This window comes from Cohnella sp. GCM10012308 (genome assembly GCF_042649185.1).
GTDB lineage: Bacteria > Bacillota > Bacilli > Paenibacillales > Paenibacillaceae > Cohnella.
Genome location: NZ_JBHRYU010000013.1, coordinates 165,762 through 182,203 on the forward strand (window position 1 = coordinate 165,762; position 16,442 = coordinate 182,203).

Genomic DNA, 16,442 nt, shown 5'->3' on the forward strand with positions numbered 1-16,442 from the left:
CATCCCAATGGGCTTTCCTATTGGTTTCGTAGGCTAGCGATTCGATTATTGGAACAAGAGCATCGAGATGACTTTGGCGGTTTCCGCGCGGCTCGCCGGGTTAAGCGGCTTGAAGCTGCCGTTCGCATCGCCTTCCATCAAGCCCAGCTTGCTCAGCGCTTGGGCCGCTTCGCGCGCCCAAGCCGCGAGGTCGGCCTGATCGCCGAAGCTCGCTCCGCCGTCCTGCGGAACCGCAACCTTGCGGTAGTCCAGCGCGCGCTGAATCATGACCGCCATTTCCTGCCTCGAGATGTCCGCGTTCGGATTGAATCGGCCGTCGGCGTTGCCCATTACGATGCCGTTCTCCACCGCTGCGGCAACAGCCGAGCCGTACCAGGCACCTGCCTTCACGTCCGCAAAGGCAGCCGAGCCCGATGCCTGAAGCCCAAGCGCTCTTGCGATCATCGTCGTGAATTCGGCTCTCGTCACTTTCTTGTCCGGGCTCACCAGACCGTCGCCGGTGCCTTGGATAACGCCGATACCGGACAGCATTTGGACGTACGGGTACGACCAGTGGGAAACCGCCAGATCCGAGTAGCCGTGCTTCACTTCAACCGCCGCATACGTCACGCCCGAGGACAGGGCCGGCGTCTGCTTTTGGTTGACGAGGCTGAAGGTCGCAAGCTCCAGCTTACCGCCTTCGGTCACCCGGTACAAATTCGTATAAGGCGTAAGCGACAAGCTGTTCCAATCCAACGTGTACGCAAATGCCTTGCCGTTGGAGGATACGCTGAAGGCCAAGCGACTGGAAGCTTCCGCGTTCGGTGCCGTCGCAACCTGATTCAGGGTGCCGGCATTCTCGAGTTCTTCCTTCTTCCACGTCAGGACGAGATCCGATCCGTCGGCCGGCGCGCTCAGCCCGGCTGCCGCGATCCGGATTTGCGGCTGATTGTCGCCTTCGATGACCAGGGAATCGACTTTGTTGGCGGCCAGCTTGGCCAGAAGGCTCGGATCGATTTTTAACTGCTGAATCGTGCCGGATACCTTCACCGTCAGATCGCCGTTCGCCTGGACTGCTTGCAGTTCCTTTTCCGTCAGCTCATGCACCGTCTTATCCGTTTCACCGGAACCGGTCTGGTTGTTCGGCGTGCTCGTGTTGGGCGTGCCCGGATCCGTGCTGCCGTTCGTCTTGGCAATCGCAAATGAATCGACGAGCTCGCCGGTCAGCGTTCTCGCTTCGACCTTGATCGCGTCGTCCGCGACTTGAACGTGAGAATAGACAGGTACGTCGTCATCGAACGAGAAGTTCAGGTAATCGTACTTCTCGCCGTCGTAGAACTTCCAGCCGGAAGCGCCGCCGTCCAGGTACACGGTGCCGACGCCGTTCGCGGCGACCTTGCCGCCCGCCATCGGATGCGTTCTCGCATACACGTGATCGTGTCCGACCAGGACCAGATCGACCTTATGGCTCTCGAGAATATCGGCAAAATAAACCTTAACGTCTTCCACGAGATCCCCGCGGCCGGCTTCCGTATGGTAGACGGGACGGTGGAACATCGCGATGGTCCATTTTTTCTTGTTGCTGTCCAGGTCCTTGCGCAGCCATTCCGCTTGAAGCGCCATCTGTTCCTTCGTTCCCTCGGAGTTCAGGACGACGAAGTGGGCCTCGTCCAGATCGTAGGAATACGCGTATTCCTTGTACGTATCCGGTCCGTTGTCCGGCAGGATCGCGCCCTTGGCATAGACCTCTTTGCCTTCTGCCTTGACGTCATGGTTGCCAAGCGTCGTCGCCGAAGGAAGGGACGTCGCGTAGCTGCCCGATGCCTCCCAGAATCGCTTCCACTCCGCGAACGCGCCGCCCGCATCCACCGCGTCGCCGCCATGCATCAGGAATTGGGTATCCGGATACGTGTCTAGCGCGTTTTGAATGAGAGATTGATACGTTTCCTTGCCGTTGTCGGCCTTGATGTGGGAATCCGTGACGAAGACGAACGATACCGGCGTGGACGTTTTCGCATCCGTCGTCGAATAGTCATACCACTCGCTCCACTTGGAGTCTCCGCCACCTACCCGATACTTATAGGCGGTCGATTCGCTAAGCCCGTCGACCAGCGTCGTGTGGAACCGGATCTCGCCCTTCGGTCCGTTTTCCAGCTCGCTAAGCACTTGATTGGCGCTCTCCGCCTTGACTGTCGTAATCTTGGAGTCGTCCGGGACCAGCTTATCCTCTTTCCAATCCGCTGCCTTTACGTATTGAATGTAATTCGTCTTGGCCAGCGGGCTTGTCGTCCAGCCTACGCTAAGCTGAGAAGACAAATCCTCTGTAATGTACGTTTGTACGTATTCCGGCTCCATGATGCCATAGGGCTCGACGACCTCGAAGCTCATCGCCGCGCTATTTTGGCTGCCGACGACCGCTTGCACCTTGTAGGTGCCCTTCGCCAATGTCGCCACGTCGGTTTTCAGCTCGCCATTTTCGTCCGTCTGGCCCAAGGAACCGTTCAAGGGAACGATTGATGCGACGTCCACGTTCGCTTCTTGAACGTAGCCTGTCGTCACGCCGTCGGGCAGCTGAACTTCAAACCAGCCGTCGTCCGATTCCGGCGTTCCATAGATACGCGTACCTGCGGGAAGAGTTGTCACCACGGGCTCCGACGTATCGTCGTCCTCATAAACCGGCGTTTCCGCATTGATCGTAAGGACGGCCATCTGCCCCAGCAATCCGCGCAGGAAAACGTCCGCGCCTGCAAACGGCGTTCCGTCATGCTTGGTCACCTTGAAGGTCGTCGCCGTATTCAAGCCTACGCCATCCACCGCGATCAAGTAAGGAAACGCGATGGTGTAACGCACAGGCTGGGCCAAAGAAGATACGCTGGCTGCATCCGAAACGAGCGTGCCCGCGCTCATCTTCACAAGCTTGAAGTTTTCCCCGCGGTTCAGTACGGCATCGGAGCTCACGCGGAATTGCACCGTGGCGAGGTCGCCCGAAGACTGAATATCGTTCACGTCAAATTGGAGCACGCCCTCTGCATCGGACGTCTTGGTTGCCGTCGTTCCGTTCTTGGAGACGATCTGCTCGACGACGAGCGTGCTCGGATCGTATTGGAGCGAGACCTTCGAAGACTTGCTCGTCCGGTCTCCGGCGAGGGAGACGGTCACTTCGTACAGCTCGTTGCTGATCGCCTCGGCCGGCGCCGACATGACGAGACGCTCGCCGGCGTCTTCCGTGAAGGAATAGCTCAGACGAGCCGGATTGCCCGCCTTGTCCTTGGCCGTCACGACGACTTCGTGGTAGCCGCTCGTGATGAGCGCTGCAGGCAGCGTCAGCAGCTTCGTTTCCTCTGAGTAAGTCGCCTGCGCCGTCAGATCCTGACCGTCCACGAGCAGCGTGATCGAGGTCGGGTCGATACCGGACAGCGTGTCCGTACCCGCTTGCACGTCCTGAATGCTCACCTCGAACTTATCCAGGTCGCTCGTTAGCAATGCATTCGGCGCCGGAGAGATCGCTTGAATCGCTGGAACTTCATGATCGAGCCCCTTGTCCACGTAGATCAGCTGAACGTCGTCGATCCAGAGAGAGCCCTTGTTTTTCTTGGACATATCGGACTGCTTCACCTGGAAGTAGAGCTCCAGGGAGCTGCCTAGGATCTTGTCCTGAGGGACGTCGACCTCGATGTACTTCCAGCCTGTCCAGTTCACGCCGACGCTACTGTCCGCATAATATTCAGGCGTAAAAGAAGAACCCTTGCTGTCGCGGAACTTCGTCGTTAACAGGTGACCGTCATTGTTGCCGTATACCCATAAGCCGACCTTGATCGGGTTGCCCTGAATCGCGATGCTGCCAGCGCCTGGAGCGAGCTCCAGCTGCGACGGATTATCGACGACGTCGATCATGTCGTAATCGATTTTAAGAGAGTAGTTACCGTTTCTCACATACTGCTTATCGTCCTCGATCGACACGCCGGCCGATACGACCCGCTTCGGATTTAATTTAACGACGCTGGCACTGCCAGATTCGAAGTCTTCCAATATCGACACGCCGTTTGCGTCGCCATAAGTCGGTTCTGCGTGCGCGACATGCTTGACGGACGCCGGTACGGCGAAGGGAACGGACAATAGGACCGCCATCGATCCGATGACGATACGGGTAATACCAGGCTGACTAATTCTCAATTTCAGGCACATCCTCTCTTTAATGCGTGCTGCCAATAAAGGAGATTATAGATGGCCCATGTCAATTCCAATCCAATTTTATGTAATCATTTGGTGAACTTTCGACAAAAAGCGGGGCGGGGAGCGAAAGCGGGGAGTGAATGCGGCGGGCTCGTTTGTTGATCTACGTTCATACTTGGGGCAGGCGCGGGGGCTCGCATAAAAAACAAAACCGCCAGGAACGCACCCTGGCGGCTTGTCGGAAAAGACTATTATTCTTGCTCGTTCAAGCGCTCGATCCGCGTCTCGTCCGGCCGGTAAACGGCGGTCACGGCGCCGGAGCGGTCGATTGCGAACAGTACCGAGCGCTCGGCTTCGAGCTCGAACCGGTAAATGCCTCCGCCAACGGGATCGCGCACCTCGATGTCAGCCGGCACCGCATACTCGGACACGAAGATGAACAGCGAGCCTTGGGCGAAATCCAGCTTGCGACCGAAAACGCCCGGCAGCTCGCCGCCGCGTCTCCACTCCAGCTCCGGTCCGACGCCCGCCTCGCCCAGCGCATACCGGTACAGCTCCGTCAGCGTTGCGTTCCGCTCGTTTAATTCGACGGGCAGCGGGCAGCGGATCAGCTTGCCCCGGCCGAGCGGCTGAACCGTAACTGAGACTGTGCCGTTCGCATCCGCCGCATCCGCCGGAAGCTCCTTGGCCGTCTCGGCGAACCGCAGCTTGGGGAACGAGACCGGCAGCGCCCGCCCCTCGAGCAGCAGCAGCTCTTCCCTTCGCACGTTGGCCCAACGCGTCTCCCCGATCCGGGATGCCATGCGGGACGTCGGACGCCAGTATTCGTCCAGTCCCATCGGGCCGGTAAACAGCAGCGTGCCGCCCTTCGTTTCGACGTGCGCCAGCAGTCGCTCCAGCGCCTCGCCGCTGAAGTTGTGCGGGCTCGGGACGATCAGCAGCTTGGGGGCATGGCTGTCCAGCGAATCCAGCGCATACTCCGACAGTCCGCGAATCGGCTGCTTCAGCTCGTAGAGCATCGTGCGGGTCAGCCGCGTCGTCGCGTCCATCGCCAGCTTGCGCGTCGAAAAGTCGTTGGAGAACGGATAGACGACCGCCGTTTCCTCCAGCCTGCGCTCCTTGAACAAGTCCGAGATCGAAGCCATGAATCGGCCGAAGTCGTACGACACGTCCGCCTCCGGCTTCTGCGTGCCGTCCGCGCGCAGCGCCCCGATATTCGACTCGTTGACGTTGTCCATGTAGGGATTGATGTTCCAGATCCACTGCACGGCGCCGGCACCGCCCGAAGCGAAGGCGTACGCGTACTTGCGTTCGAGAATCGGCTTCAACTCGCGCTCAGAGCGCTTCGCCTTGCCCTCCGGCGTCTCTACGTACATGAGGCCGGTCTCCTGAACGAGGTTCGGCTTGTCCGGCGTCTTCGTGAAGATGCCGTCCCACATCAGATCGTCGTTCTGCCACCACGTATGCACAGTCGTGTAGTCGACTGCCGGTCCGTAGAAAAACGGGGACGGCCGCTGGCTGCAGATGCCCTCGTCCTGGCCGACCGTCACGAGCTGCGCAGGCTGCGCATCGCGGATGGTCGCGCTGAGTTCGCCGATCCAACGGTTATGCATGTCCATGGAGAAAAGCGTGTAATCCAGCAGCCTGGCATTGCGCCGCGGCTGTACGCCGGTAATCTTGAACTGCAGGTCCGCCGCCGTCGGCGCGCGGACCGACTCGAAGTCCGGCAGCTCCTCCGGCGTCATGTTCCAGCGCTCCTGAAGGACCCGGATGCCGTTACCGTGACGGGCTTTCAGCCACTCCACGTACAACTTCCGCTCAAAGGGATCTCCCGCCGTCTGCGCGCCGTTAAAAATGTTTTTCGGATCGAACAGAGAAGGCTCGTTAATCAGATCCCAGTGCACATGCGTCGAGGCGGCGTGACGCGATACGATCGCGGCGATAAAACGCTTCTGCGCCTCCACGCTCCGTGGATCCAGGTACGGATTCGACCCCTCCCACAGCTCAGGCGTAAAAGTAAAGAACGTGAAGGTCACCTCGAGCCCGTGACGCTTGGCCGTCAGCAGGAAGGCGTCGATCGCCCGCATCGTCTCCTCCGACGCGTGGCCGTCGACGAACATCGTCTGCCGCCACATCGACCAGATGCCGGTGCGGATCAGATTGATGCCGGCCCGGCTCATCTCGGCCATGTCGCGGTCCCAGGCGGCCGCGTTCGGCAGCAGCAGAAACTTGCGCGCCACGTCCGACGTCATGTAGGTCATCCCGACGATCGGAACCGGCTTGCCCCCGCGCTCGAAATAATCGCGGCCGCACGCCAGGAATTGTCCCTCGGCCAGCAGCTCGCGGTCGAAGCCCCAGAAGCCTTGGCGAAGCAGACGGGTCTCCCCGTCATCGGACGTCGCCCGGCATTCCGCTTCGTAATAACCCGGCTCGGCGTTCAACCCGGCGGGAAGCCGCACGAACCGTAGCTCGCGGGAGGCATCCAGCGATGCGCGTTCCTTCCAGAGAAGCTCGCGGCTCCCATCCTCGCCCGTGCGGAAGACTTCCAGCTCGAAGGTCCATTTCCGCGAAACGGATCCCTCTCCGCCCCCGAGTCTGCCCAGCTCTTGAAGCTGTACGGTGAAAATAGGCCGCTCCCCGCGCTCATAGCTGGCGTAGTTCGGCTTAAACCAAATCTCGGTCACGCCTCTCGCGCAATAGGCGGCCCAGTCCCCGAGCGCTCGCAGCCCCTCGTCCTGCCACAGCTTCGCTTCCGCCTGCAGATGAACGAACAACCATCGGCCGCCTGCGAAGACGCCCTTGGTGTTGTCCAACAGCACGGCCGGCGCCGCCACCTCGCGCCCGTCCCGCGATACGCCCTTCAGCAGCGGATACAGATGCGCGTCCATCGGGCCGGAGGTCCCCCCGTCGCCCGGATGGTCGTCGAGCGTCGTGAAGTGCGCGACGATGCCGTACGTCGGCTGCACGCTAAACAGCTCCTCCCTGCCTTCGAAAAGCGGAAATTCCTCGGAAGCCCGATACTTCTCGATCGGACCCGGGTTTACGGGAAGGAGCTCGTGGATGCCGAGCAGTTGATGGTAAGCCGTCTGCTCCGTCTCCAGCTGCCACGTGCCGTCTTCGCCCCGGTATGCGGGACGCCGGAACGGCGCGCCGCCCACGTGCAGCAGGCCGCCGCCCCGCTTCAGAAAAGCGGAAAGCGCAGGCCAATCCTCTTTTGGAAAATAAGGACCCTGAAGATGGATCGCTGCCGTCGCATGCTCCAGCGCCGCTTCCCACTCCCCGGCCGCCGCCAGCGTGCCCAGCTTCGCCAACTCTTGCAGCGCTCGGGCGTCGGGGCGTTCTCCGGCAAAAGGCAGGCTCTCGTCATATAAAATCGCAATATTGCGCATCGGATCGTTTCCTCCGTTGTCTTCGATTTCGTCGATGTCGTCCATGTCGTCCATGTATCGATCTCGTCTTTGTCGTCGTTGCCGGCCAATTTTCTGACACGGCTCAGTTCCCGCTTATCCGCCCTTTTTCACCTGCAGCTCGGCAGTCGGCCCTCGGGACGAATCGGGTCCGATCCGGACCACAAAGCCGCCCGGCTCTGCCAAGCGCCGGCCGTCCGGCATCGTCAGCGCAAGCTGCTCGAAGCCGAGCGCGAACGTCACCGTCTCCGTCTGTCCCGGCGCGAGCTTGATCTTGCGGAACCCCTTGAGCTCCCACTCCGGCCGGGAGACGGACGAGACCAAGTCCGTCACGTACAGCTGGACCGTCTCGATGCCTTCCCGTTCCCCCGTGTTGGTCACCTTGACCCGGGCGATCGCCTCCTCGCCATCCGCCAGCACAGCCTTGTCGAGCTCGATGTCGGCATATTCGAACGTCGTGTAGCCGAGGCCAAAACCGAACGGATATCTCGGCGCAAGCTCCGTCTCCAGGTACCGCTTGCCGCGCGTCCGTTTGCCGTTGTAGGTCAGCGGCAGCTGCCCGGCGTGACGGGGAATCGTGACGGAGAGCCTGCCTGAAGGCGCGGCATCGCCGAACAACAGATCGGCGATCGCTTCGCCGCCCATCTGTCCGGGGTACCAGGCCTCGAGAATCGCCGCGGCGTTGTCGTCGATCCAGGGCTCCACGATCGGCCGTCCGTTCACATATACGACGATCAAAGGCTTGCCCAGCGCGTGAATCTCCCTGGCGAGCTCCGCCTGAACGCCGGACAGCCCGAGCGCCGCGCGGTCGATGCCCTCTCCGCAATCCATGTCGCTCTCCCCGGAGGTCCTAACGATGGAAGCGCCCGTGCGCAGGTCGATCGTCCCTTCGCCGAAGTCCCGCGCGCTGGATCCGCCCAGCACGAGCACGACGGCTTCAGCTTTATCGGCCGCGGCCAGCGCTGCCTCGAAGCCCTCCCGCGATTCTCCGCGAACCCGGCAGCCCGGCGCGAACAGCACCTCGGCTGAAGTGCCGGCGAGCTTCGCGCGAACGCCGTCTAGCACGGTGCTGACGCTGCCGCGCGGCTGCGGCGCCGTATAGTCGCCGAGCTGATGATACATCGCGTCCGCGTTCGGCCCGATGACGGCGACGCTGCGCAGGCCTTCGCGGCTTAGCGGCAGCAGGCCGCCCTCGTTTTTGAGCAGCACCGTGCCTTCCGCGGCTGCCCGCTTGGCGAGCGCCAGGTGTTCGGGCCGCCCGACGACGGCCTCGGCAGCGGCCGGATCGGCATAGGGCCGCTCGAACAGGCCGAGCCGGAACTTCGCCGCAAGCACGCGCCCGGCCGCGAGATCCAGCGGCTCCTCCGTGACGAGGCCCTCTTCGAGAGCCGCAGCCAGATTGGCGCGGAACGCGCTGCCCGACATTTCCATGTCCACGCCGGCGTTCAGCGCGAGCGCGGACGCTTCCGCGTTGCCGTCGGCCACGTTATGCCCGCTGGCCAGCATGTCGATCGCGCCGCAATCCGTGATGACGAAGCCGTTGAAGCCCCATTCGCGCCGGACCACGTCCTCCAGCAGATGGCGGTTGGACGTGCAGGGCACGCCGTCGATCTCGTTGTACGCCGGCATGAGCGACAAGGCGCCCGCCTCGATCGCCTTGCGGAACGGAGGGAGATCGATCGTCTGCAGCTCGAGCGGCCCCATATGCACGGGCGCGCCGTTGCGGCCTCCTTCGGAACTGCCGTAGGCGACGAAGTGCTTGAGCGTAGCTCCGATCGAATCCTCTGCGTCCAGCCGCTCTCCCTGGTAGCCCCGGACGCTGGCGGCGCCGAACTCGCCGACCAGGTACGGATCCTCGCCGAACGTCTCCTCCGTCCGTCCCCATCTGGGGTCGCGGACGACGTCGAGCACGGGCGAGTATGTCACGTGGCCGCCGCGGTTTCTCGTCTCCGCGGCCACCGCGCGGCAGATCTCCTCATGCAGCTCGGGACTCCACGTGCTGCCGATGGAGAGCGGTACCGGGAATACGGTTCCCCCGATCGCCATATGGCCGTGGGAGCATTCTTCCCCCATCAGCAGCGGAATGCCGAGCCGGGATTCCTCTATGGCGCAGCGCTGCACCTCGTTCGCCGCTTCCGCTCCCGCGCGCGGGGTCAAGCCGTTTTCCAGCGTGACCTGCGTCCATGGATCCGCGCGCTGCATGCCGTACAAGGCGCCGATCCTGCCTTCGCGAACGTCCTGCCGGAACGCCTCGGTCATCGTCCATCCCGCTCGCCCTTTGTCGAAGCCTCTCCAGCCGAACGGCTGGACGAGCTGGCCGATTTTCTCCTCCGTCGTCATCCGGGCCAGCAGATCGCTCACCCGCGCATCGACCGGCAGCTTGCTGTCTCGGTATCGCATCGGTTGCTCCTCCTTTCGCATCGTTGCTCTTGCTTTCTTTTTTCAGCCCACTCCATGCGCCTTGAGAAAAGCGACCGCCTTCGCGATGTCCGCCTCCGGATCGTCCCCGACTTCCCGCTCCACGGTCAGATAGCCTTCGTAGCCGATATCTCTAAGCGCCGCGAAATAAGCCGGAAAATCAACCGCGCCCTCGCCGAGCGGCAGCTCCCGGAACGAGTCGCCCGCCGCCGCTTCCTCAGCGATCTTCTCGTGACTCATCGGCTCGTAGCCGAGCGCCCCGTAGATCTCGCGCGGATCGACCTCCCGCAGCCGGACGCCGTCCTTCGCGTGCGTGTGAACGATGTACTCTTTAAGCGTATAGACGCCCTGCACCGGATCGTCGCCCGTCACCATCACCATGTTGGCGGGATCGAAGTTGACGCTGACCCCGCGTCCACCGAGCGTATCGAGGAACGCGCGCAGATGCGCCGCCCGCTCGGGCCCGGTCTCGATCGCGAAATACCCGCCAAGGCTCGTCGCGTACGCCCCGAGCTCGCGGCAAGCCCGCTGCATCGCCTCGTATACCGCGCCGTCGCGATCGTCCGGCACGATGCCGATATGCGTCGTGACGATGTTCGTGCCCAGATCCAGCGCCAGATCGAGGATCCGCTTGGACTTCTCGATCTTGGCGGCGTTCGCCGCCCCGTCCTGGAAGCCGTGTCCGCCCAGATCGCCGCACAACGCCGAGATCTCCAGCCCCAGCGAGGCGATGTATGCGCTGAGCTCCGCGCGTGCCGCAGCCGACAGGCCGGCCGGGTCCATCTCCCCGTCCACCGCATAGATCTGCACGCCGTCCGCGCCGATCGTCCGCGCGCGGCGAAGGCCCTCCCGGACGCCGACCCGGAAGCTGTCTACGATAACGCCGATTTTATTCCCGGACATGTTCATCCCTTCCTCCCCTTTTCAGTGCTCTTCTTCCGAAAAAAACGCGCCACCCGGCCAGCGTGCCGAATGACGCTAAATTGTCCGCGAATTACGCTTCGTCCCACAGACGCCGCGCGTTCGCCAAGGCGATGCGCGTCCCGTCGCGGCAATCCTCCATACCCTCGAATTCGATAGAGACGTAGCCGTCATACCCGGCGCCCTTAATAACGGATACGATGCCCGGCAGGTCGAGATCTCCCTGACCGACGATCGCGCCGCGCAGATATCTGCCCGCCGTGCTGCGGAACCAGCCTTCGCCCGGATCGCGACCGGGCGGCCGGATGTAGAAATCCTTGAAGTGCACCATCGATGCGAAAGGGACGCTTGCGAGCACCGAAGCCAGCGGATCGCCGTCCGCGCAGACGAAGTTGCCCACGTCGAGCGTGGTGCGGAAGTTTTCCCGATCGACCGCATGCACGAGGCCGAGCACCCGATCGAAGGCTTGGAGCAAATAGCCGTGATTTTCGACGCTCGTCACGATGCCGCAGCGGGCGGCGTAGTCCGCAATCTCCGCGCAGCCCTCGGCCAGGCGCGGCAGCAGCTTCGCATAGTGCGCCGCCGACGTGTCCGGGTGCGTCGCGGCATCGTGCCGCATGCGCTTGACGCCCAGCCTCGCCGCCATGTCGACCTCGCCCTTGAGCCGCTCGATCTCCGCGCGGAAGGCTTCCTCGCTCTCCGCGACAAGATTGCCCCGCACGGCATAGTTGGACACCTCGATGCCGCGTGCCGCCGCTCTCGCCGCAATCTTTTCCGCGAGCCCCTCTTCTTCGAAAAGGTTGTAGCCGACGGGGACGATCTCGATATGTTCTCCGCCCTGGTCCGCCGTCCAGTCGATGACGTCCAGCACGTCCATCTCCTTGCGCAAGATCGCCTGATACAAACTGTATGTGCTGACGCCCAGCTTCACGCAGGTTCGCTCCTCTCCAGTTTCGGGCCGCCCGCGATTACGAGAGCCGGATCTCCTCGCCCTTTTCCGCCGACTCGTAAATGCCGCACAGCATCTTCATGACCGCGACGCCGTCGGACACCGGGCTGATCGGCTCGGCGCCCGTCCGGACGCAGTCGACGAAGTGGTTGATCTCGTTCTGGAATGCGCTCTCCAGGTGGAAGCCTGGATGATCCGTCTGCGGCGTCACGTTAAGAATCGTGTCGTGCTTCTCCGTCACGATGGCGAGCGCCGGATCGATCTCGACGCCGCCCTTGTCGCCGAAGAGGGAGATCGTCGTCTTGTTTTCCTTGGCGTGCAGCGTGAAGCTCGCTTCCAATAGAAGGGACGCGCCGCCCTCGAAGCGGATGATCGCGTTCGCCATGTCCTCGACCGTGTTGCGCGAGGCGTCGTAATCGGCCGCTTTATAGGAGGTCATATGCTTGACGTTGGCGCGGTTGCCGAGCTTGCGATACGTATTCGCGGAAACCGACACCGGCTTGGGGCGGCCCATCAGGTACCAGCAGAGATCGACGACGTGCACGCCGATATCGATGACCGGACCGCCGCCGGAGCGCTCCTTGTCTGTGAACCAGCCGCCCGGGTTGCCCACCCGGCGGATGCTCGAAGCCTTCGCGTAATAAAACTCGCCGAACTCCCCCGCGTCCGCGAACTGCTTCACGAGCTGCGCATTGTTGTCGTAGCGGCGGACGTAGCCGACTTGCAGCTTGCGGCCCGTCGAACGGACGGCTTCCTCGATTCGAAGCGCCGCCTCGACCGTCGTGCTGAGCGGCTTTTCCAGCAGAACGTGAAGACCCGCTTGAAGCGCCGCGATCGCGATCGGCTCATGGGTGTTGTTCCAGGTGCAGATGCTTACCCCGTCCAGTCCCGCTTCGGCGAACATGCGATGATAATCGGAAAACGCCTGCGGCGCGCCGTACTTGGCGGCAGTCGCCTTCGCCCGCTCTTCGTTCAGATCGCAGATTGCCTCGATGCGGACGTTCGGGTTGTTCTTGTAGGCGTTCAGGTGAAGCTCCGAAATAGTCCCGACGCCGACGACGCCGATTTTCACTTGGTTCGTGCTGCTCATGCCGTTTCTTCCTCCCCTTCTTCGTTTCCGTAATTCGCGATGAGCGCCACGAGCGCGTCCGCGGCCGCGCACACCTCGGTCAGCTCCACCCATTCGTCGTCCGTATGCGCCTGGCGGATGTCGCCCGGTCCGAAGACGATGGACGGGACGCCGACCCTGGCCAGCTTGCTCGCATCCGTTCCATAGGCGGCGCCATGCTCGACGGTCCCGCTTTTCACCTGTTCCACCGCGCGCGCGAGCTTGCCGACCACAGGCGCATCGTTATTGATTTCCATGGCGTAATCGATGATAAAAGGTTCGTGAACGACGAGCTCGAGGCCCGGCGTCTCCCGCGCGAGCCGCTCAAGGCCAGCCTTCATCCGCTCCCAGACGTCAAGCGGTTCCTCGCCTGGAACGGTGCGGCGGTCAATCGTCAGCGTGCAAGTCCCTGGAATGGTGTTCGGCGCGTCTCCGCCCTCGATCTGCGCAATGCAATGCGTCGGCGGTCCGACGAGCGGATGCCGCAGCGCCTCGTAGCCGGGCTCGACGATCTCGCGCAGGTAGCGGACGATCTCCATCGCTTGCTCGATCGCGTTGACGCCCTTGTTCGGATCCGAGCTATGACCTGCGACGCCGCGCGCCTCGATGCGGAAGCGGACGCAGCCCTTGTGCGCCACGACCCGGCTCAGCCCCGTCGGCTCGCCGACGATCGCGGCCTCGTAGCGGAGCTCTCCGGCTTCGATCGCCTGGGCCAGCTTTGCCACGCCGGCATAGCGGTATTCCTCGTCGACGACCGCCGCCAGGTGCGCGCCGATCGGCGGCTTGTGTCCGCTGCGGGCGAACGTGCCGAGTACGACCAGCATCGCGGCCAGCGACGCTTTGGTATCGCATGCGCCCCTGCCGTACAGACGGCCGGACTCTGTTTTTGCGGCGAAGGGCTCGATCGTCATACCCGTCGTCTGCACCGTGTCCATATGCGCCTCCAGCAGCAGCGTCTTGCCGGCGCGAATGCCGGGCAGCATGCCGATGACGTTGCTTCTGCCTTCCGAGACTGGCTGCACGATGCATCGGATGCCGTTGCTCTCCAGATAGTTTCGGACGTATTCCGCCACGTCGGCTTCGCCGGTTCCGCCCGGAAAAGCCGGATTCACGCTGGGGATCGCCACCAAGTCCCGGAGCACCCGCCAGATCTCTTCGCGATCGACGATCGGAACGGTCATCTTCTTCCCCCTCTTCTTTAGTAGCAGCATCCGCGGGCGTCGATCCGGATCCACTCGTCCAGTTGTCCGCCGCGCACGCCGGCCACCCTGTCGCACAGGTTCGGAAGCACGCAGGAATGGTTCGGCACCAGCTCCAGCCGGTCGCCGACCTTCAACTGCTCAGCCTCCGGATCGAATTCCAGAAAGCCGTGCTCCTCGTTCAAGCCCGATACCCGAATGCCCGGCTGGCCCACGACGATGCCATAGCCTTCGCGGCCGTGAGCCCGGTCCCCGGTCAGCGTCTTCGTTCCCGCGTCGATCGTCGCGCGGCCCGCAAGCGGCACGCTGACGACGGTCACGATAACGCGCAATGCGCAGTCTTCCTCGCGGGCGATGCCGAGACCGACGCCGGACGCGTCGAAAAACACGTAGTTGCCGGCTCTTACTTCGGTCACGCCCTGGAGCTCGTGGCTGTAAATTGCCGCGGGCGACGAGCCCGTGCTGACGATGCCGACCGGGATGCCGGCGCCGCGAAGCAGCTCCGCAGTGGCGTTCATCTCGGCCGCCTCGACGCGGACCGCCGCCGTGAAGCCGGCTTCGTCCCGCTGCGCGTAGATTTTTCCGTAATAGCCCATCAGACCGGCGATCTCGATCCGCGGCAGCTCGCGCAGCGCTCTCGCGAATGCCAGCGTGTCCTCGCCCGGCTGACGTCCGCCGCGATGAAGGCCGCCGTCGATCTCGATCAGCACCCGGACCGGCTTGCCCGTCCGCATGCCAACGGCGGACAGCCCCTTCGCAGCGGCCATGCTGTCAGCCGTCACGATCAGGCTCGCGCGGCGATGCAGCGCTTCGAGACGACGCAGCTTGTCCTCGCCGACGATCGAATAGGCGATCAGAATATCCTTGATGCCGGCGTCCGCGAACGCCTCCGCCTCCGACAGCTTGGCCACCGTGATGCCGACGGCCCCCGCCGCCAGCTGGCGGCGCGCGATCGCGGCCGACTTGTGCGACTTCATATGCGGCCGGTGGGCGACGCCGCTTCGCCGCAGGCGCTCCGCCATCGCCGAGATGTTGCGCTCGGCGATATCCAGATCGACGATGACGGCCGGCGTCGTCAGATCTGCATAGAGGCTCACGCCTCCTCGACCTCTACGATCAGCTCGATCTCGACAGGCGTATCGAACGGAAGCTCGTTAGCCGAGATCGCCGAGCGGGCGTGCCTCCCCTTTTCGCCAAGCACCTCCACGAGCAGATCCGAGGCGCCGTTAATGACGAACGGCTGGTGGGTGAAGCCGTCGGCCGAGTTGACGAACGCCAGCATTTTGACGACCTGCTTAATTCGGTCCAGCTCCCCCAGATGCGCCTTGAGCACGGCGAGCAGGTTGATCGCCACCTGGCGCGCGGCCGCGTAGCCCTCCTCCACCGTCAGATCCGATCCAACTTTGCCCGTCGCCATCAGCACGCCGTCGATGCGGCAGTCGTTGCCCGACGTGTAGACCACATTGCCCACCTGCTTGGCCGGCACATAAGACGCCACCGGAGGCGGCACCTCGCCAAGCGTGATCCCGAGCCGCTCCAGCGCTTGTTCGGCTTGTCCCATTGCGAATCCCTCCTGTTTGGTTGTAGTAACACGATTTGTACTCCGCTGCGTACCGCCGAAACCGCCGATTCCGCCGGATTAAGACGTTGGCACATCGCTATTCCGCCGCAAATCGCCGATTCTGCCGGAATAAGACGCTGGCACATCGTTATTTCGCCGCAAACCGCCGATTCCGCCGATATAAAACGCTGGCACATCGTTATTTCGCCGCAAACCGCCGATTCCGCCGATATAAGACGCTGGCACATCGTTATTTCGCAGCAAACCGCCGATTTCACCGAAATAAGACGCTGGCACATCGTTATTTCGCAGCAAACCTCCGATTCCACCGATATAAGACGCTGGCACATCGTTATTCCGCCGCAAACCGCCGATTCCGCCGGTATAAGACGCTGGCACATCGTTATTTCGCTTCCAACCGCCGATTCCGCCGGAATAAGACGCTGGCATATCGTTATTTCGCAGCAAACCTCCGATTTCACCAATAGCTTTGCAAAGAACTTGACATGGTAGGTAGCTTTACAAAAAGGAAGAGTTCTCCTAAGGTGGAAGTGTGCGAACCACCAAGAAAGGAGAACTCATGGTATCTATTACCCCCGTACTCCGTGAGTTATTCAGTTGGTTCGACGAACATGCTCGTTTTCTTCTAGCCGACCGCTATGCGAAGAAGCTGAACAGCGGCAATACGGTGTTGCTCTTCCTTGAAGCGTTATTGCGTCGCCGCCCC

10 protein-coding genes are annotated in these 16,442 nt (G+C 62.5%); 1 reads left to right on the forward strand and 9 read right to left on the reverse strand.

Annotated features, from left to right (window positions below):
* Positions 1 to 45: 45 nt before the first annotated feature.
* The 9 genes from ACFOTD_RS16280 to ACFOTD_RS16320 all read right to left on the reverse strand — a co-directional run bounded on the left by ACFOTD_RS16280 (position 46) and on the right by ACFOTD_RS16320 (position 15,715).
* Positions 46 to 4,152 carry an S-layer homology domain-containing protein gene (locus tag ACFOTD_RS16280; protein ID WP_378120523.1) on the reverse strand — a complete coding sequence of 1,369 codons (4,107 nt, stop codon included), beginning with the start codon at positions 4,150 to 4,152 and terminating at the stop codon, positions 46 to 48.
* A gap of 251 nt (positions 4,153 to 4,403) precedes the next feature.
* Complete coding sequence (locus tag ACFOTD_RS16285) at positions 4,404 to 7,595, reverse strand: beta-galactosidase (protein ID WP_378120525.1); 3,192 nt, start codon at positions 7,593 to 7,595, stop codon at positions 4,404 to 4,406.
* Positions 7,596 to 7,655: 60 nt separating this feature from the next.
* On the reverse strand, positions 7,656 to 9,959 hold the full coding sequence (locus ACFOTD_RS16290; RefSeq protein ID WP_378120527.1) for a glycoside hydrolase family 3 N-terminal domain-containing protein: 2,304 nt from the start codon (positions 9,957 to 9,959) through the stop codon (positions 7,656 to 7,658).
* 42 nt (positions 9,960 to 10,001) lie between these two features.
* Positions 10,002 to 10,880 carry a sugar phosphate isomerase/epimerase family protein gene (locus ACFOTD_RS16295; protein ID WP_378120529.1) on the reverse strand — a complete coding sequence of 293 codons (879 nt, stop codon included), beginning with the start codon at positions 10,878 to 10,880 and terminating at the stop codon, positions 10,002 to 10,004.
* Positions 10,881 to 10,971: 91 nt separating this feature from the next.
* Positions 10,972 to 11,829, reverse strand: coding sequence for a sugar phosphate isomerase/epimerase family protein (locus tag ACFOTD_RS16300; protein ID WP_378120531.1), 858 nt, complete (start codon positions 11,827 to 11,829; stop codon positions 10,972 to 10,974).
* Between the two features lie 37 nt (positions 11,830 to 11,866).
* Positions 11,867 to 12,937 (reverse strand): Gfo/Idh/MocA family protein, encoded by a 1,071-nt coding sequence (locus ACFOTD_RS16305; protein ID WP_378120533.1) that lies wholly within the window; start codon positions 12,935 to 12,937, stop codon positions 11,867 to 11,869.
* The gene (locus ACFOTD_RS16310; protein ID WP_378120534.1) at positions 12,934 to 14,136 is read right to left on the reverse strand and encodes a M20 family metallopeptidase; all 1,203 of its coding nucleotides are present in this window, start codon (positions 14,134 to 14,136) and stop codon (positions 12,934 to 12,936) included. Before ACFOTD_RS16310 ends, ACFOTD_RS16305 begins: the two co-directional genes overlap by 4 nt.
* Positions 14,137 to 14,153: 17 nt before the next feature.
* Positions 14,154 to 15,251, reverse strand: a complete 1,098-nt coding sequence (locus tag ACFOTD_RS16315) for an alanine racemase (RefSeq protein ID WP_378120536.1) — start codon at positions 15,249 to 15,251, stop codon at positions 14,154 to 14,156.
* The gene (locus tag ACFOTD_RS16320) at positions 15,248 to 15,715 is read right to left on the reverse strand and encodes a RidA family protein (RefSeq protein ID WP_378120538.1); all 468 of its coding nucleotides are present in this window, start codon (positions 15,713 to 15,715) and stop codon (positions 15,248 to 15,250) included. Before ACFOTD_RS16320 ends, ACFOTD_RS16315 begins: the two co-directional genes overlap by 4 nt.
* Between ACFOTD_RS16320 and ACFOTD_RS16325 the strand changes: the two genes are divergently transcribed.
* On the forward strand, positions 15,698 to 16,228 hold the full coding sequence (locus ACFOTD_RS16325; RefSeq protein ID WP_378120540.1) for a hypothetical protein: 531 nt from the start codon (positions 15,698 to 15,700) through the stop codon (positions 16,226 to 16,228). The two genes, ACFOTD_RS16320 and ACFOTD_RS16325, sit on opposite strands and share 18 nt — an antisense overlap.
* The last annotated feature ends 214 nt before the right edge of the window (positions 16,229 to 16,442 follow it).

What these genes read in the sequence shown, in the direction of transcription:
- ACFOTD_RS16305 (WP_378120533.1), bottom strand. Translation starts at nt 12,937, where the DNA reads ATGAGCAGCACGAACCAAGTGAAAATCGGCGTCGTCGGCGTCGGGACT.
- ACFOTD_RS16285 (WP_378120525.1), bottom strand. Translation starts at nt 7,595, where the DNA reads ATGGACGACATGGACGACATCGACGAAATCGAAGACAACGGAGGAAAC.
- ACFOTD_RS16310 (WP_378120534.1), bottom strand. Translation starts at nt 14,136, where the DNA reads ATGACCGTTCCGATCGTCGATCGCGAAGAGATCTGGCGGGTGCTCCGG.
- ACFOTD_RS16290 (WP_378120527.1), bottom strand. Translation starts at nt 9,959, where the DNA reads ATGCGATACCGAGACAGCAAGCTGCCGGTCGATGCGCGGGTGAGCGAT.
- ACFOTD_RS16320 (WP_378120538.1), bottom strand. Translation starts at nt 15,715, where the DNA reads ATGGGACAAGCCGAACAAGCGCTGGAGCGGCTCGGGATCACGCTTGGC.
- ACFOTD_RS16295 (WP_378120529.1), bottom strand. Translation starts at nt 10,880, where the DNA reads ATGTCCGGGAATAAAATCGGCGTTATCGTAGACAGCTTCCGGGTCGGC.